The sequence below is a fragment of the Bacillus sp. MMSF_3353 genome, from assembly GCF_030733445.1.
GTDB classification, from domain to species: Bacteria; Bacillota; Bacilli; order Bacillales; family Bacillaceae_G; genus Bacillus_A; species Bacillus_A wiedmannii.
Genome location: NZ_JASHJA010000002.1, coordinates 92,512 through 114,605, shown reverse-complemented (window position 1 = coordinate 114,605; position 22,094 = coordinate 92,512). Strand labels below are relative to the sequence as shown.

Below are 22,094 nucleotides of genomic sequence, written 5' to 3'. Positions count from 1 at the left end.
TTAATATCCATGTTTATCAATGTTTTGATATTGCTTAACGAAACCTATTCTTATTATATATGTAAATACAGTTGTTTTGCTACTGTAAATGAATAAATAAAATAAGCCAAGATATAAAATTCTTGGCTACACATAAATCTTGTTTTTAGGTTATTTTACAGTGACGGTAGCTTGCTGCTGAATACGCTCAAATAACCAGTGTATATCATTGTTATACATACGAATACAACCAAGTGTTGTCCATTTGCCGATTGCTTGATTATTGTTAGTACCATGAATCGCATAAGTTGTTCCGTAAGTTCCTGCCATGTTTAGTCCGAGCCAACGGTCACCAAGTGGATTACGTGGATCGCCGCCTTTAATTTTTCCTGTATAGTAAGGACGGTTTTTAATTTTATTAACGATTTGAAAAGTACCTTTAGGCGTAGGTGTGGCTGCTTTTCCAGTAGCGACAGTAAAACTCTTTATAAATTGTCCGTTTTGATAATAATCCATTTTATTTAACTGCGTATTCACGATAAGCTGATCGTTTGTTGTAGCTGCCTCAGCATTTGTGAATGGAATAGTTAAAAATCCTAATGATAATAGTGCGCTTAATAATAGTTTTTTCATTATATTCTCCTTTTTACTATTGTAATAGTCTTACATACAATGAATTTGCAATCCTCGTAATACTTTATTTACATTTTCATCTAATGTTTCAAAGAACGTAGTAATCTTTGGATTTTGTTTGTTGTTTTTATCAATAAGTAATCTTTCATTTAGTAAAAGTTCACCATGTAGTCCAAAACTTTGAACTTGAATATTTAGCTCATCTTCAGTTTCAGAAATAATTGGTAAGAAGTAGTGGAAAGCTTTCGTTGGAATGATGTAACTTTTACCAATCATGCTTTCTTGATTTGAATTAATCCATTTTTTCGTAACAATCTTAATGTTCTTTTTTGAAACGATAAAAGACAGTGTTGTAGATTTTGTTAAACTTACGTCAAATTCACTTGTTTCACATATGTGTAAATTAAAAACGGTTTCATTTTGATGAGATTCAACATTTGTATTAATAAAATCATGCATTTTATAAGCTTCCATTTCTTATTCACCCTTTTTTCAATTTCGAAAAACTACTTATATTTATTCAATTTAATGCTTAGTCATATATTAGTTAAATTTTTCAACAAATTCCGATATAATCTTACAATACGTATATGAAGCTAATATGAAGTTAGTATGAGTTTGTGGTGGTTTTTTATTGAGAACAAAATAAGGTGACTTTAAGTGTTAAAAACTGGATAAAAAATGCATATTAATGCCCTTGTGTCGTCTGATATATAGTTGTTAGCTTATTTTAAAACGATAATGGATAGCAGCAAATAATGAACAGAAAACTTTAGTGTGAGCCTTACAAAAATGTAATAAAAATGTAAGCTATTGTGATAGTTATTTCGACAATTTTTTTATACAATAATAGTAAGAAGTTGTACGTGATTGAAAGGAGAGATGACATGGAATGGGTTCATGAATTATTTCAGCAGTACGGGTACTATGTTGTACTTGTTGGTTTGCTGTTAGAATATATTGCACTTCCGTTTCCGGGAGAGCCAACGTTAGCATATGCGGGGTTTTTAGCACAGAAGGGCGATTTAAGTTTACCGATTTTAATTATCCTATCCTTTATTGGGACAAGTGTAGGAATGACAATTCAATACTTTTTAGGAAATAAATTAGGTATGCCCTTTATTCAAAAGTATGGGAAATACGTATTTTTAACACAAAGAAAAATCGACTTAACAAGAATGTGGTTTGATAAGTATGGATACTTCCTTATTTTTATCGGCTTCTTTATTCCTGGTGTACGTCATTTTACAGGATATTTTGCAGGAATTATTAACTTACCATTCCGTCGTTTTGCGATTACAATTTACTCAGGTGCTCTATTTTGGGTATCATTCTTCTTAATCGGTGGTTACTGGTTAGGTGGCAACTTACATGATATTTTTGGAGTGCTAGAAGATCATATCGGTAAAATCATTGTTGGAGTTATCGTTATCGTAGCAACTACGTTAGGAGTACGTTTCCGCAAACAGCTAAAACGAGTATTGTTACAAAACGCAAGTTAATATGGAATCCATTCTATGTCAGAATTTAGGAAGGCAGTGCAGACGCACTGCCTTTTTATTTTATATTCCAATCTATTCTCAACTTTCCTTTTAACTTATTGCCATTAACTATAATGTAATACGTTCCCGTCTTAATTGCTGCAAATTGGTATGTATTAGGACCGTTTGAAGCTAAATAATTTTCTTCCTCTTGAAACTCACTAGCCATTTTTACGGCTCCCATGTAGCCATCCGGATTTTCAGCTCGTGATTCAATGGTAAATTCTAATATGTCACCTCGTTTTAGTTCAATGGGGACTTTATGTTCACCACTAAAATGTTGAAAAGATGCTTCGAAAGAGTTTTCTGTTTTTGTTTCGACCCATTGTTCTTTTGATGTTCCAACCTTTTCTAGATCGATAAAGTTGATTGTGATAAATATAATAAGCATAATGCCTGGCACGACATATTGTATCCACTTAAGTTTTGTTGCTATAACTGCACATAAGTAGAAAAAAAGAGAACACACTGCTCCAATTGATCCGAGAAACAAGAACTGTATTAGACTAGCTTCTTTAAATATTAGGAATGGAAGAGAAAATAAATAGCCGCAAAAAATATAAAGGCATAATGTCTTCAGTCTTGTATATGTTTTTAATTTCAATTTATCGATGCAAATAGAACAAAAAATTGCATACGCCGCAAGAATAGGAGCGAAGGGAACATAAAGTAGTTCTCGTAATCCAGCTAAGAAACTATATAATGTTTGTTGACTAGTTGTTAAGAGAAGCGTGCTAATAAGTAATAATAATAATAAAGCTGCTGTAAGCTTAGTAAGAACGTAAGAAAAGGTAGATGTTTTCTTCATATGGAACCTCCTTTGTTTAATATTTCACATTCATTATATAAGTTATTTTCATCATAATACATCTTTATTTTTGTCAATTATTATAGTCGTAATGACAATTATAATTGACAAAAATAAGGATATTATTTACAATTTTAATTAAATAAATGAAAAAGAGGGAAGACATGAAGCTTCAAAATCGAGTGAGGGAATTGCGAGCAAAGCATCGTTTATCACAAGGGGATTTAGGGAAAGCGATTGGATCATCACGGCAAACGATTAGTTTAATTGAGCGCGGGGATTATGCACCATCTATTGTATTGTCGCTAAAAATCGCACAAATTTTCAACGTACCGGTGGAGGAAATATTTGCGTTAGTGGAGGGGGAAGATGGAGATGAAGAGTAATCGAAAAAAACAATTTGATGTTGTGGGGAAAATAGCATTAAGTATGATGGGTGGCTTTTTAACATCTTATATAGCTTTAAATTTACTCTCGGATGAACCGAGAAAATTATCATCTAATACATTTATAGGTGTATGTACTATTTTTGGAATCGTAATGATGTACTACACTTGGAAGAATACACGTATGTTAGCGGAGGCACGCGATGAAGAAGAGAGCGTACAAGGAAGAAAATTAGGCATTATAAGTATATATTTACGTGTAGGTGATATAGTTACGCAAGCATGGTTTGTATATGCAGTTATTACATGTAGACGTGCACTGTTGCAGGATACAAATGTTTCATTTGCAGTGTGGAATTTAGTAGCTTCTATCGTCTGTTTAACTATTGTAGTGGTTATCGGGCTCATAACAAAGAATCGTTATAACAAGCTATATCCTGAACAAGGTGTAACATATATGGAATCTATGAAAATGTGGACGAAAAATGCAGATGAGGGATTAAAGCACATTGTGCATGAGGCTGGATATAAAGCGTATGAATTTACGAATACAATATTAGCATATGTATGGTGGGCTGCCGTTATATATACAGCGGCTAGTGATATCGATTTTGTATTAATTGGCCTAATCTCATTTATTTGGATATTGCATCTCGGAAAATTCATGTACGAAATGCATAGAAAAATGATTTATTAAGGGGAGAAAAAGGTGGATATTTTAAGAAGGCCAGCTGGTTCACTGACAGTGGCGCTCATTCTGTCCATTTTATACGGAGTGATCCGAACTGGGAAATTAGAAACAATGTTGAATATATGGGCATTATTGGGGATTTTTCTGGCAGTGGTAATCATTCATGAGTTAGGACATGTCGTATTCGGCGTAATAGGTGGTTTGACATTTAAATTTATGACAGTAGGGCCTATTACTGTTCAAAAAGAGAAGGGAAAAGTACGCATTCGAGAAAATAAATTATGGGCGTACTTCGGAGGCGTGGCAATGTTAATACCGCCTTCTATAGTAACACCTAACCTTTCAAAAAAATGGGCATGGATGACTTTAGGTGGACCAATTACAAGTTTACTATTTGGTATTACTTTTGGTTACATATACATGGTGAGTTATTATCAATATCTTTTATATTTTTCTGTTTTCCATTTTATAATTTTTGCGGTTACAATCGCGCCGATAAAAGGAACGCTTATGAGCGATGGTATGCAATTTCTTATTTTAATTAAAGATGATGAAAAGGCGAAGCAGCATGTATATAACATTCAAGTATCGAGTGAGTTATTTAGTTATAAGAGGCCGAAAGATTGGGATAAGAGATTAGTAGAACTTAGCGAAGATAAAATAAAAGAAAATAAAAATATAAGAGAGATCATGAGCGGACTTATGCTCGTTTTCCTTGCCCGATCGGATCAAAAGGGAATGGAAAGAGCAATACTATATGTAGAACAAGTTGCCCAACTTTCTGTCACGAAAGAAAATAAATATTTCGTTAGTAGTTTTCATAGTTGGTATCTTTTATATAAAGCTCTTTATCAGATGGATAGTCTTTCTCTGCAAGAAGCGAAGGAATATGGGAAGGCCATTACAAAAGTGGACTTACATGGGTATTATCGTACACAAGGAATTGTTAAATATTTAGAGGGCGATATGGAAGCGTCCCACACTTATATGAGGAAAGCAGACAAAGAATTAAAGAGTGCCGAGAAGAGTGAAATAGGATATTTACAATTAGAGAGAGAATGGTTTGAGCAGTTGAAAGAGAGGGTATCTTACGATGGGTAAGGTATCCTCTTTTTTCTATGTCGTCTTATGCCGTTCCATAAAAAGTCTGTGGCGAGTAAAATAAGATAAGCAGAGCAAAGCTTGGAGGAATTCTAGATGGAAATTTTAACGATTATTTTAATAGTCTTGCTTATTTATGCTGTTTTTAAAGTAGCATATGTAGCATTAAAGATACTCGCGATCCTATTAGTTATCTTTTTAATCGTAGAGTTCGGCAGTAAATTGCTTGGGGGATAGGGTATGTTGTGCGTTTTGAGTGTCGAAGGGTGTCGGTAAGTCGATAACCTGTGTCGAAACGTCGATATAATGAAAAAATCGTTGATATAAGTGGAGAAACGATCGATATATTTGAAAAATCGTTGATATATTTTAGTGAATACTGAATGGGGTATGTGGAAAAGAAGTTGCCGTGGGGGTAGCTTCTTTTTATTTTAGTGATGGGGTATGAACAGGAAAGAGTAACAAAACAAAAAAGCTGGAAGAGTATCTTCCAGCTTACGAGTTACTTTCAATTTGGCGACCGTTTTCTTCTTCATTGTCTTGTAAAAGGTTGAATACGTCTGCTAGGCAGAATGCAATGAACCAAGTCCATAGACCGTGGAAGAAAGCTGAGCTTAATTGAAGTGGTAATGTATAGTTAGTCATTGAGTAGGAAATACATCCGCCAACGATTCCAATCATTGTTAATAACATTGTTTTTTGCGCATTTTCTTCTGGATTGAAGAGGAAGTAAATGTATCCACCTAAAATTGAAGCGCTTACAAGGGTTTCGATTCCATTAAAAATGATATTCTCTCCTAGCTGAGTGTTTGTCCAGAAGCAGATCGTTCCGCCGATAATAGCAAACAGGACAGCTATTGTGTATCTTATATATTGATTCATATGTTCATCTCCTTATGTAATAAGATGATTTGGAAGTCAAAAAGGTAGGTATAGTATATTGAAGTGAGTTTTAGTTGTACGTATCTTTTTATAAAAAGATCATTGAAGAGTGATCGGTTGTTTAAACCGTTACGTGTATGGTGTCTGAAATATACCCGACTGCTCGTTTCTTTTTGCTTGTAAAAATAAGAGAAACTTCCAAGTCTATATACTCTTTTTTTGTGAGTCTGCTTTCATTATAACACATTTAGGGCCACAATAATAGAATTATCTGATTTTGTAATAAGTGTAAAAAATAAAAATCGCAAGGAAATACCACTAACAATGCGGTTTAGTGGAAGAAGGATTTTAATTTATTATGATGAAATATGTAATCAAGGTGAGATCTAAGAAGGAGGCTTACATACTATAAAAAATGTTTTGTAGCATGAATGTAAGGGAGGAGAGCTAACTTGGAGATCACAACAGAAAGATTAATAATTAGACCTTTTAAGAGTACTGATTTACAGGATGTATTTGCTATTTATAATAATGATGATACATGTAAGTTCCTATTACATAATAAGTGGACTCATGAAGACATGCAGAAAAGATTTAATAAGAAGCTAGCAAACAATGTACTTACTGAAGAATCAATATTAAGTTTGGCAGTTATATACAAGACTAAAGTAGTTGGTGATTTATCCGTATGGTACACAAATATGAAAGACACTGTTGAGATTGGTTATAGTTTTTCAAATGAAGTAGCTGGGAGAGGTTTGGCAACAGAAGCAGTAAGTAGTTTGGTATTTAAATTATTTAATGAATTTTATGTACATCGTATACAAGCTAATCTTGATGCACGTAATACAGCTTCACAAAAATTGTGTGAACGAATAGGCATGAGAAAGGAAGCCCATTTCATACAAGATTTTTGGAGTAAAAATGAATGGACAGATAGTATTGTATACGGAATGCTATCCTCCGATTTGTAGTAATAAACTTCGTGATTTTATTATGCTAAAGGGTGCGTTAGTTGAATAACAAAGGGCATAACATATTATATATGACTAATATGTTATGCCCTTTCATGTATTAACCTTTTTTATATGCGTTTGAAACGGCCGACAATTTCAACTGTTTCAGTAATGTTCATGAATGCTTTGTTATCCACTTGACGGATAATACGTTTCATTTCGCCTAACTCATAGCGAGTCACGACAGTGTAAATCATTTTTTTCTTATGGTTTGTATAGCCGCCGACAGCATCTACCATTGTCACCCCGCGTATGCCGTGATGCAATAGTGCGCTTTTTATTTCCTCGCCTTTTTCTGTAACTGTCATTATCGTTAATTTAATATGTTTCGTATGCACAGCATCGATAACTTTGCTGACTACAAACCGGCTAATTAACGTATAAAGCGTAATATCCCATCCGAAAATAAATCCTGCTGCAACAAGTAAGATTAAGTTGAATCCAAAGATGATTGCTCCAATTGAAATATCTCGATGTTTCGCTACAATCAATCCAACAACATCAAAGCCACCTGTTGAAGAAGCAAATCGGAATATGATTCCGGAAGCTGCTCCGCAGATTACACCACCAAATACAGAAGACAGTAAAATATCGTCTGAAACTTGGTGTACAGGGATAATGTTCATCGCTAACGATGATATAGCTACAAAGTACGCTGTTAAAAAGGTTGTCTTTTTGCCTAAGTAAAAGTGACTTAAAATAAGAAGAGGAATGTTTAGTAAAAAGATAAGTGCACCGATATTGTAGTGCATTAAATAACCGATAATCATCCCTACACCAGCGAAGCCACCGCTAATCATGTTATGCGGGATAAAGAACATATTCATAGAAATTGCATACAAAATAGAGGCTACGAAAATAACAACCAACTGTATGATAAATTCTAAGTGAAATGTTTTAGCTGCTGGGAAGGATAAAAAGGCGGTGTCGGGAACGTAATCGGCGTCTCCTAGTTGACCCATAGTATGTTTCATCTCCATATTCATTTTTGATTACAAGAAGAGAATAAAGGTTTTTTCAAAAACTGGCAATAGTTTTATTATAATGCGAAAATTTTATAAATTTCTAACAAATTAAACCTATACAAGGATACGTGTGAATATACTAAAGAAAGCGAATACATTAGTTTTTTAGCATAGTTTTCTTGAGAAAATATGCAAAATACTTTTTTGACGATAAAAGGAAATAGAGAATGTTTGTTGAATGTGCTAAAATGACCTTATTAAGGATGTGAAGCGATGGAATTTTTATTGCAGGATGCAATTCTATATATATCGTTTGTAACGACAGCACTTTGTTTATTAGAAGTTTTCTTCCTTGCTAATGTTTCTCGCTTTGTGCGTCAGCAAGCATCAAGCGGTAGACAAAGAGCTTTTAAACTAGTTAATACGTGTGAAGAGGGTACTGGTAATGTAACGCTTTTCTCTATTTTTTATAAATATGGAATGATTCGTTCTGTGCGCAGACAAGAATCCAGTGAAGAGAATGACGAGGTCGGTCCGTATACACCAATGTTTCGCTAAATAATTACGAAACATTGGAGGAATGAACATGTTAAAATCATACCGAGCTGTGCTCGTTAGTTTATCATTATTACTTGTTTTTGTTTTATCTGGTTGCAGTAATGCAGCCCCAATTGATGCACATAGTACGGGAATTTGGGATCATTATTTCGTATATCCAATCTCGTTTATGATTCAATTTGTTGCTCATCACATACCAGGAGCTAGCTTCGGGATTGCTATCATTATTATGACGCTCGTTATTCGTTCAGCCATGATTCCATTAGCTGTTTCACAATATCGTAGTCAAGCGAAAATGAAGAAAATGCAACCTGAACTGCAGAAGCTGAAACAAAAATACGGTGATGTGGGTAAAGATCTTGAAAAACAAAAGCAGTATCAAAAGGAAATGTCGGAACTAATGAAATCAGGCGGTTGGAATCCACTAGCTGGTTGCTGGCCACTATTAATACAAATGCCGATTTTCTCTGCTTTGTATTATGCGATTAGCCGAACAGAAGAGATTCGCACATCGTCATTTTTATGGGTGAACTTAGGACATGCAGATCCTTATCATATATTACCGATTATCGCAGCGTTAACGACATTTATTCAGATGAAAGTTTTCCAATCTAATATTACACCTGGAGAACAAGTACAGATGCTGAAAGTGCAGCAAATTATGATGCCAGCAATGATTTTATTTATGGGATTTGCGGCGCCATCAGGACTTGTGTTGTACTGGATAACGGGTAATTTATTTACAATGACACAAACAATTGTATTAAGAAGAATAATGGAACGTGAAGAATTACAATTACAAAAAGCTTAGAAAAACGCCGCTCGGGATGAGCGGCGTTTTTTTGTTAAGTCGTTAAGGAAATGTTAAGAAACCGACATTACTATAGGAATTGTATACGAAAGTGTACATGCTTTAGAAATATGAAGGAGGAAATTTCCTATGAAGAAGAAAACAGTTGGGTATTTAGCGATTGCAGGTGCTTTATCATTTGGAATCATTGGAGGAGTCGGTATTCCGGCATTCGCGGCAACGAATACTCAAGCAGCTGAGCAGTCTACAAAAACGGCGAAAAAAGATTTAGATGACGCTACAAAACAAAAAGTAAAAACGATTATGGACGATACAAAGAAACAGTTGAAGGAGTTAGGTGTAAAGCTTCCAGAGAAAGAAAAACGTAAAGATATGTTTGCGGGATTAGATGATCAAACAAAAGAAAAAGCAAAATCAATTTTAGAGCAAGAGAAATCCGGCAAATTAACACGTGAACAAGCGCAAGAGGAATTAACGAAGTTAGGCGTGAAAATGCCAGAGAAGGGTAAGCATGGAGATATGTTCACTAACTTAGACGAAGCAACAAAAGAAAAAGCGAAATCAATTTTAGAGCAAGAGAAATCCGGCAAATTAACACGTAAACAAGCAAAAGAGGAATTAACGAAGTTAGGCGTGAAAATGCCAGAGAAGGTTAAGCATAAAGACATACTTGCTAACTTAGACGAAGCAACAAAAGAAAAAGCAACGTCTATTTTTGAACAGGAAAAGTCCGGGAAATTAACACATAAGCAAGCAAAAGAAGAATTAACAAAACTAGGCGTGAAGTTCCCAGAGAAGGTTAAGCATAAAGACATCTTTGCGGGATTAGATGAGACAACGAAAGAAAAAGCAAAAGCGATTTTAGAGAATGAAAAGAAACAATTAGAGGAATTGAACGTTGATTTACCGCACCATAAAGTGAAACTTTAATCAGTGGTGCATTTCCACTGATTATTAGTTGAACCAATCGGGCTTTTACGGGCAGTTAATATTCCAACTTCATCCTTGTATTCGCTGGATTTTAAGGTGGAAGTTTTACTGCCCGTTAATGCGGGGTAAATTTTTTATGAAAAAAGATGAGAAATAATTGAGTAAAGTCGTATCTTCCGTGTGGGCAACCGGAAGGTATGTATGTGAGGAGACTTTCTTTTAGAAAGTCTCCTCTTACTTATTGTCGTTTTTTGTTGGTAAATCGATATATTTTGAAAATCGCTGAGATAATTTTTACCGCTACGCTGTTCCAAAGATACTGGGGAATTAGAGAAATATTATAGCTTCTGTTATAATATAAGAAGAGAAACATTTCTTATGTTATATAAAAAATATATTGATTTTTTCTAACAATTCAATATAATGAACAATAACTACAAAATTCGACATCAAGAAGTGATGATGAGGACATGATCAATTTTTTACGATTCTCAGAGAGGGAAGCCTTTGGCTGTGAGCTTCCTAATACGGAAAAATGGATTACCACCTCTGAACTGCAGCAGTGAACGGATACCTAGTAATTGCTTGCCGGCAAAAACCGTTATTTAGACTTGAGAAATTGGTGAAGTATGTTACTTTACGAATTGAAACAAGGGTGGAACCACGAATAAAACACTCGTCCCTTTTTAGGGAGGAGTGTTTTTTTATTTCATTTTTGCATCACACTAGAATTGGAAGGAGGATACGCAGCATGCATCATGATGAGAAGAACAAAATTGGTTTAACAGTAGCACTTTCTATCGTAGTAGGAACGATTATTGGATCTGGTGTGTTTATGAAGCCAGGGAGCGTATTAGATTACTCGGGGAGTTCTAATATGGCTATTCTTGCTTGGGTAATTGGTGGTCTGTTGACGTTAGCAAGTGGTTTAACAGTAGCCGAAATTGGAGCGCAAATCCCGAAAAATGGTGGGTTGTATACGTATTTAGAGGAGATTTACGGAAGTTTTTGGGGATATTTATCAGGCTGGATGCAAACAATTGTTTATGGACCAGCTATTATTGGAACATTAGGATTGTACTTTAGTTCTTTAATGATTAATTTTTTCTATTTAGATAAAGTATGGAATTTACCAATTGCTATTGGAACAGTTGTGTTCCTTGGCGTTGTAAATAGTATGGGAACAAAATATGGAGGTATCGTCCAAACGGTTACGACAATTGGAAAGATGATTCCAATCGTATTAATTGTTGTGTTAGGTTTTTGGAAAGGAAATAGCGATATCTTTAATGTAGTAGTGCCGATATCAGAAAATCAAAGTATCGGTATGGCAATTTTAGCAACATTATTTGCTTATGACGGCTGGATTCTACTTGCTTCGATTGGCGGAGAAATGAAGAATCCAACAAAGCTATTACCGAAAGCGATGACAGTTGGGATTTTAATTGTAACGGCTGCTTACGTACTAATTAACTTGGCATTATTAAATGTGTTACCAGCAGCGAAAATTGTAGACCTTGGAGAGAATGCAACAGCGACAGCTGCGGGCATGCTACTTGGAGAATATGGCGGGAAAATCATTAGTATCGGTATTATCGTTTCTATTTTCGGTTGTTTAAATGGAAAGATTTTAACGTTCCCACGTATTCCGATGTCTATGGCAGAGCGTGGACACCTTCCGTTTTCTAAGTTTATCGCAAAGGAAAGTCCAAGATTTAAAACACCAGCAAATGCGATTACTGTTGAAATCATTTTAGGAATTATTTTAATGGTTATTAGTGATCCGAATAAGCTATCTGAGATTTCCGTATTCATTATTTATATTTTCTATGTAATGACGTTTATTGGTGTCTTCATTTTAAGAAAACGTAACAAGAATAAAGAGCGTGCATACAGTGTACCGTTATTCCCGATTGTACCAATCGTTGCGATTTTAGGATCATTGTTTGTACTTGGAAGTGCGATTATTAATGATCCGGTAAGTTGTTTCTTATCAATTGGAATTGTCTTTACTGGACTACCGGTATATTGGTATTTAAATAAGAAGAACAAAACTAGTGTTTAATAATTAGAAGGCAGGCGTATGATACGCCTGTTTTTTTATTGTAAAAAAATTGTACTTGTGTTCAATTTCTTTTTTGGTTACTATAGTCGTAGTAACCAAAAAAGAAAGCGTGGGGAAAGACTTGAATTTTCGTGTGTATATTTTAGCTATCGCGGCTTTCGTAGTCGGAACGGTTGAGCTAATTATAGGAGGAACGCTCGATCTAGTTGCCAATGATTTAGGAGTATCTATTAGTGCAGCTGGTCAGCTTATAACAATATTTTCAGTAGTATTTGCTTTATCAGGTCCGGTTTTATTGGCGATAACTGGAAAATTTGAAAGAAAAAGATTATACATTGGGGCATTATCAATTTTCTTAATCGGAAATATTATTTCAGCATTTAGTGTGAATTATGGGATGTTAATGTTCTCAAGGGTTATTTGTGCGGCGAGTGGTTCGCTTATTATTGCACTGTCAGTAACACTTGCTTCTAGCGTTGTAGAACCACATTTTCGTGCGCGTGCAATTGGAATCATCTTCATGGGGATTAGTGGTTCACTTGTACTTGGAGTACCGCTTGGCCTTGTACTCGGAAATGCATATGGATGGCGTGCACCATTTGTACTCATTTCGATCTTAACAGTAATGGCACTCGCATGTATTTCATTATTCTTAACGAAAGTACCACCAACATCAGTGCTATCGATAAGAGAGCAAATCGCTACGTTAAAAGATAAAAAAATTGTCAGTGCACAGTTAACGTCATTCTTATTTTTAACGGGTCATTTAACACTATATGCATATTTAACACCATTTTTAAAAGATGTGATGCATGTTGAGGCAAATTGGATTAGTGTATTTTACTTCATTTTCGGAATTGCAGCGGTACTTGGAGGCGGCCTTGGGGGCTTGCTTGCTGATAAATGGGGATCGAAGAAAAGTATTATTTCAATTATTATCGTATTTGCGTGTGCGATCTTCATATTGCCAATGATGACATTTTCATTCCCGCTGTTCATTATTATGATGGGAATTTGGAGTATGCTTAGCTGGGCTATTTCACCAGCACAACAAAATTATTTAATTGAAATTGCACCAGAATCAGCTGGTATTCAGCAAAGTTTAAATAACTCTGCGCTTCACTTAGGGATTGCTCTCGGTTCAACAGTAGGCGGAGTTGTTATTGAGAAATCATCTGTTATATATAATGCTTGGGTAGGTGGCGGCTTTATTATATTAGCACTACTTTGTGCAATTTTCTCGATTACGAGAGGACGTTCTGCTCAGTTTGCAAAAGAAGAATCTATCGTTTGATAGGTTCTTTTTTATTTGTAAAAAATTGCAGGTTTTAGTAGGTGGATGGAGAAAGTTGTATGTAGCGAGGTGATGGAGAATGATGTCTAATTTCTCGGTATTTGGCATGATAATTGCTCTACTACCGATATTGATAGTTGTTGTTGTATTAAGGTGGGTCCGTTTCATCTATCAAAATTCAGAGAAACAAGTGGAGCAAAATGAGAAAATTATTGAGCTGTTGACGGAGATAAAGGAAAAAGATAAGTAATATGTATTCGTTTAAAATTTGTTTCTCGTAAGTTATGAAGGCACTTATAAAGTGCTTTTTTATTTTTTGGAAATTTAAAATATGTAATATTCATTTGTCAATAGCAGCATGAGAGCAAATAATTTAAAGGTTGCTTATTACTTTGGAACTTTCTCAACAATTCGACAAGATGCTACAAAAAAACCACCTATTCTCTTTTTTTCACTATAAGTACAATGAAACAGTAAGATTGCTTCATGTAGAAATTTATATATGGTGGTGGAGAGAATGAAACGAAAGATGGTAGGTAAATGGTTTAGTTTTTTAAGCGCTCTTATTATTTTATTAGGAATTGCAATGCCACAAGTAAAGGCAGAGGTAATGAACAGAGAAACATATAAAATGGATTGGAGTTATAGTAATTCGAAACAGCGTGAAATAAAAACAGAAATAATTAAAACGGCTTCGGGTAGTATTGCGTATTGTTTAACGCCTGATTTGCGTTCTCCAAATGGAGATGATTTGCCTGAAATGGGGAAGACATCTGATGCCGTATATCGTGTTTTATTAAATGGATATCCTCAAAAAAGCCCATCTGAATTAGAGGTAGCGACAACGGAAGAAGCACATTATGCTACACAATTAGCGGTATGGATTGCAGCAAATGAATTAACGGTAGAAGATTTAGTTGCAAAAAATGAACGAGTACATAATCTTATGAAGCGTTTAGTAGAGGCTTCAAAAAAAGAAACTGGATCACAAGATGTATTCTTTAAAGTTAATCCTGTAGATCCACAAACTGCTACACAAAAAGGTAATTATTTAGAAACAGGATTTTATGCAGTGCAAACAAATGCGGTTTCTGGCTCTTATACAATTCTTCCTGAAAATGCTCCTAAAGGGCTTCGAATTGTAAATGAAAATGGAGAAGAAAAAAGTACATTATCAATTAACGAAAAATTTAAAATATTATTCCCGAAAGATACGAGTAGTGATAATTTTAAAATGAAAGTGAAGTCTACTTTAACAAATTTACAAGCAATAGCTTTTAAAGGATCAGAAAAAGTTCAAAATACAACGGTATTGTTACAAAGAAATAGTGAGAAAATCAGTACAGATTTAGTTGTAAATTGGGAATCAGTAGGCTCTTTAAAGATTATGAAATTAGGAGAAAAAAAGGAATTATTAAAAGGAGCGGTGTTTGAAGTTTCTAATGAAAACTTTAAACAAAATGTCACGACTAATGATAAGGGGATTGCGGAGCTAGGGAATCTTCCAATCGGTATATATAGCGTCAAAGAAATTCAAGCGCCAGCTGGATATGTGTTAGACGGAAGTATTAAAAAAATTGAAGTGAAAACTGGTGAAACTGCTGTATTAGAGTTGAAAAATGAAAATATAAAAGGTGAACTAGAAATAACGAAAGTAAATATAGCGGATGGGAATACAAAATTACCAAATGCAGAGTTTACAATCTACAACGAACAAGGGAAAGAAGTAGTAAAAGGGAAAACGGATGAAAAAGGTGTAGCGAAATTTAAACTACCATACGGAAAGTACACGTATAAAGAAACAATAGCACCGAATGGATATGTAATAAGTGAAGAGACGTTTGCATTTGAAATAAAAGAGAATGGAGAAATTATTAAACATATCGTTCAAGATAAAAAAGTAGAAGGTGAACTAGAAATAACAAAAGTAGATGTAGCGGATGGGAATACGAAACTGCCAAATGCAGAGTTTACAATTTATAATGAACAGGGAAAAGAAGTAGTAAAAGGAAAAACAAATGAGCAAGGTATAGCGAAATTTAAACTACCATACGGAAAGTACACGTATAAAGAAACGATAGCACCGAATGGATATGTAATAAATGAAGAGACATTTGCATTTGAAATAAAAGAGAATGGCGAAATTATTAAACATATCGTTCAAGATAAGAAAGTAGAAGGTGATTTAGAAATAACGAAAGTAGATGTAGCGGATGGGAATACGAAACTGCCAAATGCAGAGTTTACAATCTACAACGAACAAGGGAAAGAAGTAGTAAAAGGGAAAACGGATGAAAAAGGTGTAGCGAAATTTAAACTACTATACGGAAAGTACACGTATAAAGAAACAATAGCACCGAATGGATATGTAATAAATGAAGAGACATTTGCATTTGAAATAAAAGAGAATGGAGAAATTATTAAACATATTGTGAAAAATAAGAAAGAAGAAAAGGCATCACTTCCTTCTAAGCCAAATAAGCCAACACCGAGTGGAGAAGTGAAACCTTCCGCTGATGTGAAGCCGATGCAACAACATAATACTCATAATGAAGTGCGTTTACCAGCTACTGGCGGCGTCGGCAATGAATTTACGGCTTTATTCGTTTTAGGAATTGGTTTTATTATTGCTGGTGCTTATGTGTTAAGGATGAAAAATAGAAAAGAAATGTAGAAAAAAACGCCTTGTAATAGAGGCGTTTTTTTAGTATCTTAACTTCCTCAACAAACTCTTAATTTCCTCATCTTGCATGAAGAGATCCAGATGCTTTTCTGTAATTTTTGCAAGTGCAACGTCGTGATAGAAAAATTCTGTAAAGAACTTTACGAAAGGTTGCGACATTGTTTTCATCGCTTGCCATGACTCTTGCTCTACACCAGCAAATAAAATTTCGCGGTCGTCAACGATGAGTAGCAAGTAGCGTTCTAATGCGTTAGGTTCTTCAGTTGGGATTAGAAAATGCATGTTTTCTAAGTCTGTTTCTACTTTTCCAACTATAAGGGACTCGAGTTTGACGCCTTGTTTTGCTTTTTCTTCTAGTGAAGGAAGGTATTCTGAAAGAGTGTCATTCCAAGCTGAAATGCGAATTGATTCTTTTGCACTTTCGATGAGTTCTTTACTTTGAACTCGAATAGAAGATTGCATTTTTAAGCTCCACACACGGTCATCTGTAAATGATTTTTTTGATATATTCGTTTCTAATTCTTTAATGTTTGATTGAAATTCTGTCGTTAATTTTTCAATTGCGAGCTTTAGTGGTAATGCTGTATACAATTTTTTCTTTTCTGAAACAGAATCCATTACCATTCCTTTATCAATCAGGCGTGCTAGCACTTCATATATTTTTGCTTTTGGAACACCAGAATGCTTCACAATTGTTGTAGCATCTAATGGTTCATTGCTTGATACGACAACTTCATAAGCTTGGCTTTCATATTGTGAGAAACCGAATTTTTGTAACATAGTTCCCTCCGAACGAATGAGATGATATAGCTTAAGGATAATGAACTATTTGTTTTTGCACAAGTGGTAGTAGGTTTTCTACTCAGATTGAGATGAGAATTAATTTCAATTTTTTAATTTTATCCATTATACTTAATATAGTGATTAATATGATTACAATACAACGAGAAGGGGATGCTTGGGGGAAGATGTTGAGAAGTTTACGTTTAAAAATTGCGGTAGTATTTTCGGTGCTTATTTCTATGATGTTTGTAATATTAGGTACAGCTATGTATCAATTACAGAAAGAGAAGGAAGTGCGCTCCTTAGACCAGTATTCTCAAAATACGATGGATCTTGTGACAGAGCAACTTACGACATTTGTTCAAAGAACGGATGAAGATATGGGATATTATGCGAACAGTGAGATGGTTCGTAATATACTTCAAGACGGAGTTACTCCAGAAGAAGAAGCATTTTTGACGAAAGAGTTTTCAGAGTACAAAAAGAATCATCCTGGTATTTTAGACTTATATATTGGTACGAAAGATAAAAAAACATTAAGTGCCAATCTTGCTGAAGGTGGACAAGTGCCAGAAGGATATGATCCAACGACAAGACAATGGTATAAAGAATCAGAAGCTGATGTGAAAAAGGTTCACTGGGGACAACCTATGTATGAAATTGCAACAGGTAAGTTAAGTGTGGGAGTTTCTAAAGCAATTACAGCTCAAGATGGATCTGTGTTAGGTGTTGTTGCGATGGATGTATCGCTCGGAACAATTCAGAAGTTACTTCATAATATTCAATACAATAATGGCGGAGAAATGTTTATTATAAATGATAAAAGTATGGCTCTTGTTTACCCAGAGAAAATAGGGAAAGATGTTTCGAAAGAGCCACTTGTGAAGAGTTTAAATAAAGAGGTAACAAAATATGCTGTCACTACATTAAAAGGTGAAGAAGTAGTTGTTTATAGCCAGTCATTTGATTTGATGAAATGGAAAATAGGAATTTTTTATCCGAAAGAAACGATTGATGGGCTATTAAATAGTATGAGAAATACAGTCCTTATAATGGCATGTATTAGTTTATTAGTTGGAATCGCAGCTTCATACTTGTTCTCAAGAAGATTAGCAAGACCATTGCAACTATTAACAAATCACGTTCAAAAAGTAGCAGAAGGTGACTTAACGTTGCAAATGAAAGTGACAAGTAAGGATGAAGTTGGAGAGCTGACGAATCATTTTAATCATATGGTTGAGCAAATGAATGAAATGGTAAGTAAAATTAAAAATAGTGTATCAACAGTGCAACAATCAACGAATAATCTACATTATTTAACGAATGAAACTGTAGCAGCTAGTAGAGAAGTATCAGGTGCAATGGATGATGTGAGCGGAGGAGCTTCTACTCTTGCTAATAGTGTAGATGAAGTTTCAGAGCAACTCGAGAATATGGCGCAGTCAGTGGAACAAATGAATAATTCGGTTGGTGAAATAAAAGGTGTGGCTGGCAAAGCTGAAGAGGCATCTAAGCAAGGATTAAATACGATGCGTAATTTAGTTCGTACAAGGGGCCAATCATCTTCGATTGTTGTTCATACAGAGGAAGCATCCGGAAAGTTAGAGCAAAGAGTTGGATCGATTCAAAATGTTGTAGAGCTTATAAAAGGTATTTCGGATCAAACGAATTTACTTGCTTTAAATGCTTCGATTGAGGCGGCGCGTGCAGGGGAACAAGGTAAAGGCTTTGCTGTTGTTGCCGAAGAAGTTCGAAAGTTAGCGGAACAATCGAAAGAGGCGACAGGAGAAATCGCAACGATGATTGGCGATGTACAAGTAGAGGTAAAACGAGTTGTAGAGGTTATAAGTAAATTAAAAGATATTGCAGATATACAAAATAAAGTTACGACAGAGGCAGAAACGGAATTCCGCACAATTATGTCAGTTGTAAATACAATTAGTACTTCAGTCGAACAAATTGTAGAAGAGGTACATAACATCGGTTACGAGCAAGGAGAAATTACAACGGTAATGCATACAATTGCTAGTACAAGTCAAGAAAGCGCAGCTGTTTCGGAAGAAGTAAATGCTGCAACTGAATCTCAAGTGAGTCATCTAGAAAAGGTAGCTCATACGATGGAAAGTTTGACGGAGCATATGAGAGAGTTAGAAAGATTGGTTGAGCAGTTTAAAATAGAGGAATAACAAATTAGTAAAATGATGAGTATTTCGGTAAAATAGACAATGGATATATAAGAAGCAATTATAGGAGGAAGACTACTATGGCAATTGTTGACGTATCGATTATTCCAGTAGGAACTGGTAATCCAAGTGTTAGTGAATATGTAGCAGAAGTACAAAAGGTGCTAGAGAAAAATGCAGATCGCGTGAAGTATCAATTAACACCAATGAATACAGTAATTGAAGGAGATCTTCCTGTCATTCTAGAAGTAATTCAACAAATGCATGAAGTTCCATATACGAAAGGTGCACAGCGCGTTGCAACAACAATTCGTATCGATGATCGTCGTGATAAAGTAAGCACGATGGAAAAGAAATTAAACTCTGTTCGATCAAAATTATAAGGAAAAGCAGCGATCTTCGCTGCTTTTTTCATATAGGAGGTAGATAAGATGAGTGAAAAGTTTAACGAACAATTTGACGGGTTACTAGAAAAATACACGGAACTATTACTTGGAGAGAGCAATGCAGAGAGAAAAGAACAGGTGCAGAAGTGGGCACTGTATTCTTACATAGCGAAGACGATGCCGGCTTTAGTGAAGCATTGGAATGAGACATATCCTGATGCGAAAGAAGAGATGGTACAGTTAATTACAGATATTAAAAAGTTGAATGAAGAGAAGAGAAATGAGCAATAAAAAACTTGAGGTAAATATAATCTCAAGTTTTCTGTATTAATATCCTTATATAATTTACATGGAATATAAAGGGTTTTATAAGCATGTCGAATATTTTCGACATGCTTATTTTGTGCCTAGTAAAGTCGTTTTTTCTAAATGTCGAAAAATATTCCCTGCATATTTATAAGCGAGAATATAGGTTTTTAAATGTTTTTATAGTATTTTATAAATTATCTAAATAATTATTTGTATCCAATAATTTTAAACAATGATATAATTTTGAAGAGGGGTAAAAAACAGATAAATTACAGTCATAGGGGTGAATTACATGGAACAATTAATGCGAAATTCGTTTCTTTTCTTGTCAAAAAATAAAGCGCTAACAAAACTGGCTAAAAAGTACGGTTTACGCTTTGGTGCAGGTCGCTTTGTCGCAGGGGAGACAATTGAATTAGCGACAGCAGCTATTAAACAATTGAACAAGCAAGGACTTTGTGTAACAATCGATTATTTAGGGGAATTCGTTGATAATGAAGCGGAAGCAAATGAAATGGCTAACCAATCGATTGAAGCAATCCGTGCAATTGGAAGAGAAGGTCTTGATTCGCAGCTTTCTTTAAAAATGACTTCTATGGGATTAGATATCTCTGATGAAATCGTAATGAACAACATGCGCCGTATTTTAGAAGCTGCAAAAGAAAATGGTGTGTTTGTTACCATTGATATGGAAGACTATACACGCTGCGGAAAGACAATTGATATCTTTAAACAGTTAAAATCTGAGTACGATAATATTGGTACAGTTATTCAAGCTTACTTATATCGTACAGAAAAAGATATGGAAGAATTAAATGCTTATAGTCCTAATTTACGTCTTGTAAAAGGAGCTTATAAAGAACCTGAAGAGGTAGCGTTCCCGGAGAAGAAAGATGTAGATGATAACTATAAAAAAATTATTAAAATGCACTTATTAAATGGAAATTATACTGCGATTGCTTCACATGACGAAGTGATTATTGAATATACAAAAAAACTTGCCGAAGAACACAACATTCCAAGAGACCAATTTGAATTCCAGATGTTATATGGTATTCGTAATGAGCGTCAACTTGAGCTAGTAAAAGAAGGTTACAAAATGCGTGTTTATGTGCCTTATGGAAATGACTGGTATGGCTACTTCATGCGTCGTCTAGCAGAGCGTCCAGCAAACGTTGCGTTCGTGTTAAAAGGTATGGTTAAAAAATAACCAAGGAGAAAATACTCCTTGGTTATTTTAATTGCTGAAATGCGTAATGTGCCATTTTCTTCGTATCAGGATATAGCTGCGTGCGAGTAGAAGATAAAACAACATTAATGACGCGTTTACCGTCTTTTTCATCCACTGTTACGACCGTATATTTTCCGAGTGCTGATAGACCGCTTTTACTTCCAATTGCATATGGATCGTCATATAGTTCTTCTCGTCCATAGTTTGCGATGTTTGGAGAGCGTTCTGAAGTATGTAGAGTTGTACGTGTTGAATTCATATATTCTAAAACAACTGGGTACTTTAATGCTTCTTTCGTAATCATAGCAATGTCATATGGCGATACTTTATTTCCAAGTGCATCAGCACCACTTGCGTTTTTGAAAGTCGCATGCTTTGTACCAAGTTCCTTCGCTCTTGCATTCATCATTTTTACAAATTCATTTTTTGATCCTGCGATATGTTCTGCGATGGATTCAGCTATCGGGTCTGCACTAATGATAAGCATAAGCTTTAATGCCTCATCCCGCTTTAACTTTTCCCCGGCACGAAGTTTAATTTTCTTACTTTGACTTTCTGTTTTAATTGCGTTCTCTGTAACTGTAATTTCTTCATTTTCTTTTACATTCTCTAGTAAGAGTAAGGTAGTCATCATTTTCCCTATACTAGCCGGATAAGAGCGTTCATCTTCCCGTTTCCCATACAAAATTTCACCTGTGTCTGCATCGATTGTAATGCCATATTGCCCAGTAATGTTAGGTTGATCCGCTCTTACAGCTTGTTGCCTTTGTGCATAAGAGAAGAAAATCATCCCTGTAAATAGTGTAGCAATCATTACAATCATAACTATTGTTCGTTTCATCATCGTTCCCTCTTTTGT

24 protein-coding genes and 1 other annotated feature are annotated in these 22,094 nt (G+C 34.9%); of the genes, 17 read left to right on the top strand and 7 right to left on the bottom strand.

Annotated features, from left to right (window positions below):
• Positions 1-150 precede the first annotated feature (150 nt).
• Together RBB48_RS05880 and RBB48_RS05875 are read right to left on the bottom strand one after the other, a co-directional pair.
• Positions 151-612: a L,D-transpeptidase gene (locus RBB48_RS05880; protein WP_000735054.1), complete on the bottom strand. Its 462-nt coding sequence runs from the start codon at positions 610-612 to the stop codon at positions 151-153.
• A 30-nt stretch (positions 613-642) separates the two neighbouring features.
• Positions 643-1,086 (bottom strand): DUF3978 family protein, encoded by a 444-nt coding sequence (locus tag RBB48_RS05875; RefSeq protein WP_000388758.1) that lies wholly within the window; start codon positions 1,084-1,086, stop codon positions 643-645.
• Between the two features lie 413 nt (positions 1,087-1,499).
• Between RBB48_RS05875 and RBB48_RS05870 the strand changes: the two genes are divergently transcribed.
• Entirely contained in the window at positions 1,500-2,114 is a 615-nt protein-coding gene (locus RBB48_RS05870; protein WP_088064752.1) for a DedA family protein, read from the top strand.
• 55 nt (positions 2,115-2,169) lie between these two features.
• On the opposite strand, the gene RBB48_RS05865 is transcribed toward RBB48_RS05870, so the two are convergent.
• Positions 2,170-2,961 carry a hypothetical protein gene (locus RBB48_RS05865; protein ID WP_087981955.1) on the bottom strand — a complete coding sequence of 264 codons (792 nt, stop codon included), beginning with the start codon at positions 2,959-2,961 and terminating at the stop codon, positions 2,170-2,172.
• Between the two features lie 164 nt (positions 2,962-3,125).
• Between RBB48_RS05865 and RBB48_RS05860 the strand changes: the two genes are divergently transcribed.
• The 4 genes from RBB48_RS05860 to RBB48_RS05845 all read left to right on the top strand — a co-directional run bounded on the left by RBB48_RS05860 (position 3,126) and on the right by RBB48_RS05845 (position 5,376).
• Positions 3,126-3,347 (top strand): helix-turn-helix transcriptional regulator, encoded by a 222-nt coding sequence (locus tag RBB48_RS05860; RefSeq protein WP_087981953.1) that lies wholly within the window; start codon positions 3,126-3,128, stop codon positions 3,345-3,347.
• Positions 3,337-4,044 carry a DUF3169 family protein gene (locus RBB48_RS05855; protein ID WP_088064750.1) on the top strand — a complete coding sequence of 236 codons (708 nt, stop codon included), beginning with the start codon at positions 3,337-3,339 and terminating at the stop codon, positions 4,042-4,044. Before RBB48_RS05860 ends, RBB48_RS05855 begins: the two co-directional genes overlap by 11 nt.
• Before the next feature lie 12 nt (positions 4,045-4,056).
• Positions 4,057-5,139, top strand: a complete 1,083-nt coding sequence (locus RBB48_RS05850; RefSeq protein WP_088064749.1) for a site-2 protease family protein — start codon at positions 4,057-4,059, stop codon at positions 5,137-5,139.
• A 96-nt stretch (positions 5,140-5,235) separates the two neighbouring features.
• Positions 5,236-5,376, top strand: coding sequence for a DUF3985 family protein (locus tag RBB48_RS05845; RefSeq protein WP_000404783.1), 141 nt, complete (start codon positions 5,236-5,238; stop codon positions 5,374-5,376).
• Between the two features lie 258 nt (positions 5,377-5,634).
• On the opposite strand, the gene RBB48_RS05840 is transcribed toward RBB48_RS05845, so the two are convergent.
• Positions 5,635-6,021: a DUF3938 domain-containing protein gene (locus RBB48_RS05840; protein WP_001077775.1), complete on the bottom strand. Its 387-nt coding sequence runs from the start codon at positions 6,019-6,021 to the stop codon at positions 5,635-5,637.
• 452 nt (positions 6,022-6,473) lie between these two features.
• On the opposite strand from RBB48_RS05840, the gene RBB48_RS05835 reads away from it, so the two are divergent.
• On the top strand, positions 6,474-6,995 hold the full coding sequence (locus tag RBB48_RS05835) for a GNAT family N-acetyltransferase (RefSeq protein ID WP_088064748.1): 522 nt from the start codon (positions 6,474-6,476) through the stop codon (positions 6,993-6,995).
• 110 nt (positions 6,996-7,105) lie between these two features.
• On the opposite strand, the gene RBB48_RS05830 is transcribed toward RBB48_RS05835, so the two are convergent.
• On the bottom strand, positions 7,106-7,999 hold the full coding sequence (locus RBB48_RS05830) for a YitT family protein (RefSeq protein ID WP_000530033.1): 894 nt from the start codon (positions 7,997-7,999) through the stop codon (positions 7,106-7,108).
• Positions 8,000-8,275: 276 nt separating this feature from the next.
• Between RBB48_RS05830 and RBB48_RS05825 the strand changes: the two genes are divergently transcribed.
• From RBB48_RS05825 to RBB48_RS05795, 7 genes are all read left to right on the top strand, one after another.
• Positions 8,276-8,560 (top strand): hypothetical protein, encoded by a 285-nt coding sequence (locus tag RBB48_RS05825; RefSeq protein WP_000394932.1) that lies wholly within the window; start codon positions 8,276-8,278, stop codon positions 8,558-8,560.
• A 28-nt stretch (positions 8,561-8,588) separates the two neighbouring features.
• Positions 8,589-9,371, top strand: a complete 783-nt coding sequence (gene yidC / locus RBB48_RS05820; RefSeq protein ID WP_000920534.1) for a membrane protein insertase YidC — start codon at positions 8,589-8,591, stop codon at positions 9,369-9,371.
• A 129-nt stretch (positions 9,372-9,500) separates the two neighbouring features.
• Positions 9,501-10,301: a hypothetical protein gene (locus RBB48_RS05815; protein ID WP_088064747.1), complete on the top strand. Its 801-nt coding sequence runs from the start codon at positions 9,501-9,503 to the stop codon at positions 10,299-10,301.
• Between the two features lie 450 nt (positions 10,302-10,751).
• Positions 10,752-10,988: a binding site (T-box leader), on the top strand.
• A 64-nt stretch (positions 10,989-11,052) separates the two neighbouring features.
• A complete protein-coding gene (locus tag RBB48_RS05810; RefSeq protein ID WP_088064746.1) occupies positions 11,053-12,366 on the top strand; it encodes an APC family permease in 1,314 nt (437 codons plus the stop codon).
• A gap of 109 nt (positions 12,367-12,475) precedes the next feature.
• On the top strand, positions 12,476-13,660 hold the full coding sequence (locus RBB48_RS05805; RefSeq protein ID WP_142291827.1) for an MFS transporter: 1,185 nt from the start codon (positions 12,476-12,478) through the stop codon (positions 13,658-13,660).
• A gap of 79 nt (positions 13,661-13,739) precedes the next feature.
• Positions 13,740-13,910, top strand: a complete 171-nt coding sequence (locus tag RBB48_RS05800; RefSeq protein WP_087986001.1) for a hypothetical protein — start codon at positions 13,740-13,742, stop codon at positions 13,908-13,910.
• A gap of 267 nt (positions 13,911-14,177) precedes the next feature.
• On the top strand, positions 14,178-16,334 hold the full coding sequence (locus RBB48_RS05795; RefSeq protein ID WP_098133965.1) for a SpaA isopeptide-forming pilin-related protein: 2,157 nt from the start codon (positions 14,178-14,180) through the stop codon (positions 16,332-16,334).
• A 30-nt stretch (positions 16,335-16,364) separates the two neighbouring features.
• Here RBB48_RS05795 and RBB48_RS05790 read toward each other — a convergent pair whose 3' ends face one another.
• Positions 16,365-17,123 (bottom strand): TrmB family transcriptional regulator, encoded by a 759-nt coding sequence (locus tag RBB48_RS05790; protein ID WP_087986003.1) that lies wholly within the window; start codon positions 17,121-17,123, stop codon positions 16,365-16,367.
• 188 nt (positions 17,124-17,311) lie between these two features.
• On the opposite strand from RBB48_RS05790, the gene RBB48_RS31840 reads away from it, so the two are divergent.
• The 4 genes from RBB48_RS31840 to RBB48_RS05770 all read left to right on the top strand — a co-directional run bounded on the left by RBB48_RS31840 (position 17,312) and on the right by RBB48_RS05770 (position 21,214).
• Entirely contained in the window at positions 17,312-19,312 is a 2,001-nt protein-coding gene (locus RBB48_RS31840) for a methyl-accepting chemotaxis protein (RefSeq protein WP_306007460.1), read from the top strand.
• A 77-nt stretch (positions 19,313-19,389) separates the two neighbouring features.
• A complete protein-coding gene (locus tag RBB48_RS05780; RefSeq protein ID WP_001018862.1) occupies positions 19,390-19,692 on the top strand; it encodes an MTH1187 family thiamine-binding protein in 303 nt (100 codons plus the stop codon).
• A gap of 48 nt (positions 19,693-19,740) precedes the next feature.
• Positions 19,741-19,986, top strand: a complete 246-nt coding sequence (locus RBB48_RS05775) for a YusU family protein (protein ID WP_087986005.1) — start codon at positions 19,741-19,743, stop codon at positions 19,984-19,986.
• Positions 19,987-20,296: 310 nt separating this feature from the next.
• Positions 20,297-21,214 carry a proline dehydrogenase gene (locus RBB48_RS05770; protein ID WP_306007459.1) on the top strand — a complete coding sequence of 306 codons (918 nt, stop codon included), beginning with the start codon at positions 20,297-20,299 and terminating at the stop codon, positions 21,212-21,214.
• Positions 21,215-21,236: 22 nt separating this feature from the next.
• On the opposite strand, the gene RBB48_RS05765 is transcribed toward RBB48_RS05770, so the two are convergent.
• A complete protein-coding gene (locus RBB48_RS05765; protein WP_000831460.1) occupies positions 21,237-22,076 on the bottom strand; it encodes a D-alanyl-D-alanine carboxypeptidase family protein in 840 nt (279 codons plus the stop codon).
• Between the last annotated feature and the right edge of the window lie 18 nt (positions 22,077-22,094).

Coding starts and splice junctions, on each gene's coding strand:
- RBB48_RS05880 (WP_000735054.1), bottom strand. CDS start 612: ATGAAAAAACTATTATTAAGCGCACTATTATCATTAGGATTTTTAACT.
- RBB48_RS05875 (WP_000388758.1), bottom strand. CDS start 1,086: ATGGAAGCTTATAAAATGCATGATTTTATTAATACAAATGTTGAATCT.
- RBB48_RS05870 (WP_088064752.1), top strand. CDS start 1,500: ATGGAATGGGTTCATGAATTATTTCAGCAGTACGGGTACTATGTTGTA.
- RBB48_RS05865 (WP_087981955.1), bottom strand. CDS start 2,961: ATGAAGAAAACATCTACCTTTTCTTACGTTCTTACTAAGCTTACAGCA.
- RBB48_RS05860 (WP_087981953.1), top strand. CDS start 3,126: ATGAAGCTTCAAAATCGAGTGAGGGAATTGCGAGCAAAGCATCGTTTA.
- RBB48_RS05855 (WP_088064750.1), top strand. CDS start 3,337: ATGAAGAGTAATCGAAAAAAACAATTTGATGTTGTGGGGAAAATAGCA.
- RBB48_RS05845 (WP_000404783.1), top strand. CDS start 5,236: ATGGAAATTTTAACGATTATTTTAATAGTCTTGCTTATTTATGCTGTT.
- RBB48_RS05840 (WP_001077775.1), bottom strand. CDS start 6,021: ATGAATCAATATATAAGATACACAATAGCTGTCCTGTTTGCTATTATC.
- RBB48_RS05830 (WP_000530033.1), bottom strand. CDS start 7,999: ATGGGTCAACTAGGAGACGCCGATTACGTTCCCGACACCGCCTTTTTA.
- RBB48_RS05825 (WP_000394932.1), top strand. CDS start 8,276: ATGGAATTTTTATTGCAGGATGCAATTCTATATATATCGTTTGTAACG.
- yidC (WP_000920534.1), top strand. CDS start 8,589: ATGTTAAAATCATACCGAGCTGTGCTCGTTAGTTTATCATTATTACTT.
- RBB48_RS05815 (WP_088064747.1), top strand. CDS start 9,501: ATGAAGAAGAAAACAGTTGGGTATTTAGCGATTGCAGGTGCTTTATCA.
- RBB48_RS05810 (WP_088064746.1), top strand. CDS start 11,053: ATGCATCATGATGAGAAGAACAAAATTGGTTTAACAGTAGCACTTTCT.
- RBB48_RS05800 (WP_087986001.1), top strand. CDS start 13,740: ATGATGTCTAATTTCTCGGTATTTGGCATGATAATTGCTCTACTACCG.
- RBB48_RS05795 (WP_098133965.1), top strand. CDS start 14,178: ATGAAACGAAAGATGGTAGGTAAATGGTTTAGTTTTTTAAGCGCTCTT.
- RBB48_RS05790 (WP_087986003.1), bottom strand. CDS start 17,123: ATGTTACAAAAATTCGGTTTCTCACAATATGAAAGCCAAGCTTATGAA.
- RBB48_RS31840 (WP_306007460.1), top strand. CDS start 17,312: ATGTTGAGAAGTTTACGTTTAAAAATTGCGGTAGTATTTTCGGTGCTT.
- RBB48_RS05780 (WP_001018862.1), top strand. CDS start 19,390: ATGGCAATTGTTGACGTATCGATTATTCCAGTAGGAACTGGTAATCCA.
- RBB48_RS05775 (WP_087986005.1), top strand. CDS start 19,741: ATGAGTGAAAAGTTTAACGAACAATTTGACGGGTTACTAGAAAAATAC.
- RBB48_RS05770 (WP_306007459.1), top strand. CDS start 20,297: ATGGAACAATTAATGCGAAATTCGTTTCTTTTCTTGTCAAAAAATAAA.
- RBB48_RS05765 (WP_000831460.1), bottom strand. CDS start 22,076: ATGAAACGAACAATAGTTATGATTGTAATGATTGCTACACTATTTACA.